This window comes from Nocardia sp. NPDC058497 (assembly GCF_042720195.1).
In the GTDB taxonomy this organism is placed as follows: Bacteria; Actinomycetota; Actinomycetes; order Mycobacteriales; family Mycobacteriaceae; genus Nocardia.
The window spans coordinates 1-2,205 of sequence record NZ_JBHXMY010000792.1; the positions used below are offsets into that span (position 1 = coordinate 1).

At 64.4% G+C, this 2,205-nt stretch carries 1 protein-coding gene and 1 pseudogene; one reads left to right on the forward strand and one right to left on the reverse strand.

Annotation, left to right across the window (positions count from 1 at the left end; genetic code table 11):
* Nucleotides 1–521: 521 nt before the first annotated feature.
* A complete protein-coding gene (locus ACFWPJ_RS31000; RefSeq protein WP_378856797.1) occupies nucleotides 522–1,748 on the reverse strand; it encodes an IS110 family transposase in 1,227 nt (408 codons plus the stop codon).
* Between the two features lie 246 nt (nucleotides 1,749–1,994).
* Here ACFWPJ_RS31000 and ACFWPJ_RS31005 point away from each other — a divergent pair.
* Nucleotides 1,995–2,205 (forward strand): annotated as a pseudogene (locus ACFWPJ_RS31005) (transposase); the annotation flags it as partial.

The following is a 2,205-nucleotide window of genomic DNA, read 5'->3' on the forward strand; positions in this document are numbered from 1 at the left end:
ACCAACCAACAGCCAGCCGCCTCCATGCGGGCGTCACCAACGTCATGGCCTCATACACCTAGGCGAAGTTCTGATGTGCGGGAACTGCCCCTCCTGAGTTGCTTGGAGCTCCTGATATATTCGGCAGCGTGGCGGTGAGTCACGTTGCCGTGCAGGTTGTTTCGTTGTGTCAGCACCATGGATCGTGGATGACGAGTTGTGGACGGTTATCGAACCGCTACCTTCTGTCAAGCCGGCGGGGACACCGGGATCAGCGCAGCGCGACCGCGGATGGTGTTGTAGGGGATCTTGTTCGTGCTGTTCACCGGGATCGGGTGGGAAGACCTGCCCAAGAACTCTGGTTCGGGTCCGGGATGACGTGTTGGCGCAGGTTACGCGATTGGCAAACGCCGGGGTGTTCGAGCAGATGCACCAGGCGATGCCGGCCCGCAGCAACGCGGCCGGGCAGGTCGATTTCGCCCGGGTCATGATCGCTGGCTCGCACGTGTGGGCCAAAAAAAGACATCCCAGGGTTTGGGTTGTCAAGCAGCAGTAGCCTGGTCGGCGGCGCCGGGAGACCAGGCGGTGGCCTCGTTGTAAGGGGTGCGGGTCTCGAGGCAGCCGTGGAGGATGCCAACGAGCCGGTTGGCGAGCTGGCGTAGCGCGGCACGATGTTCCATGCCGCGGGCGCGATGCCGGTCGTAGTAGGCGCGGGCACCGGGTGAGGCGGTCAGAGCGCAGAACGCTTGCTGGGCTAGTGAATCAATGAGCCGGTCGTTATGGACGAACCGGGCGGCGACGATCTTCTTCTTGCCGGAGGCGCGGGTGATCGGGCTGGTGCCAGCGTAGTTTTTGCGGGCCTTGGCCGAGGCGTAGCGGCCGCGGGCATCTCCGAATTCGGCGAGCACCCGGGCACCGAGGATGACGCCTATCCCGGGCTGGGACAGGACTATCTCAGCATCCGGATGCCGTCCAAAATGCGCTTCCACCTGCGCGGCCAGTTCGGCGATCTGTTCTTGGAGCGTGATCAGGATTTGGATCGATGCCCGTGTGGTGGCCGCGTAGGCGGCATCGATCACCACGTCACGGCGTAGATGATCGGCTCGCAGTGCCGCCTGGACGCGAGTGGCTTTGGTGTCGACATCGCGGCGTCTGGCGCGGGTGAGTGCGGCACGGATCTGGTTGCGCGATAGCCGCGCTGCCGCAACAGGTTCGGGTGCTTTGGCCAACAGTTCCAAGGCATCGGACGCGGTGAGGTCCTCGAAGGCCTCGAGCGCTGCGGGGAAGTACTCACGTAACGAGTGCCGCAGCCGCTGCGTGGTGCGGGTCCGTTCCCAGATCAGCGTCTTGTGGGCACGGGCAACCACTTTCACCGCCTCGGCCTGCGGGCTGTCCGCTGCGACGAGCCGCAACTGGTGGGAGTCGGCGCGCACCATGTCGGCGAGCACGTGAGCATCGGCAGGATCGCTCTTGGCACCGGAGACCGTGTGCCTGTCTCGGTACCGTGCAGCCTGCAAGGGATTGACCGCATACACCGAGTAACTGGCGGCAACCAGGGCCGCGACCCACGGTCCCCGGTCGGTCTCGATACCGATGACCACGGCATCAGCTGCGGTGCCGGCGTCGAGGTGTTCGCCGATCAGTGCGTGCAGTCGCGTGATTCCGTCGACGCCTTCGGGTAGCCGGGCTCGGGCCAGTCTCTTGCCTGCCTGGTTCATCAATTCCACGTCGTGATGGTCTTGGGCCCAGTCGTCTCCGACGAATAGCAACAGTAATCCTCCTGTCTGGCACCTACTTTCGATATCAACAGCGTTCAGGAGAACACCCGGCGACCTAATGAAAAGTGCTCACGCCTTGGGCGGGCACGACATCCTAGCAGCGATCCGTTCTCCTGGCGGACCGGCGGGGGCACGATCTTTTTTCAGGACTCGATGTCCCGGGGGCGCAGAGTGCTCACCCGCCAGCCGCTACCAGTGGCGAGTCTGCCGCATCGACGGACCCGCTACACCTCATTAGGGGGCGATCTGACCGGGCCGAGCCCGGTCGACCGCAGCAAGTCCGGCTCTAAGATCCATGTGCTGACCGATCGCACGGGAATCCCGCTGATGGTGGGTGTTTCGGCGGCCAACAACAATGACGCGGAGGCTCTGCGTACGTTGGTGCGGGCAATCCCGGCCGTGCGGTCGCGGCGCGGGCCGCGCGGCGTAAGCCCGCGAAGTTGTACGC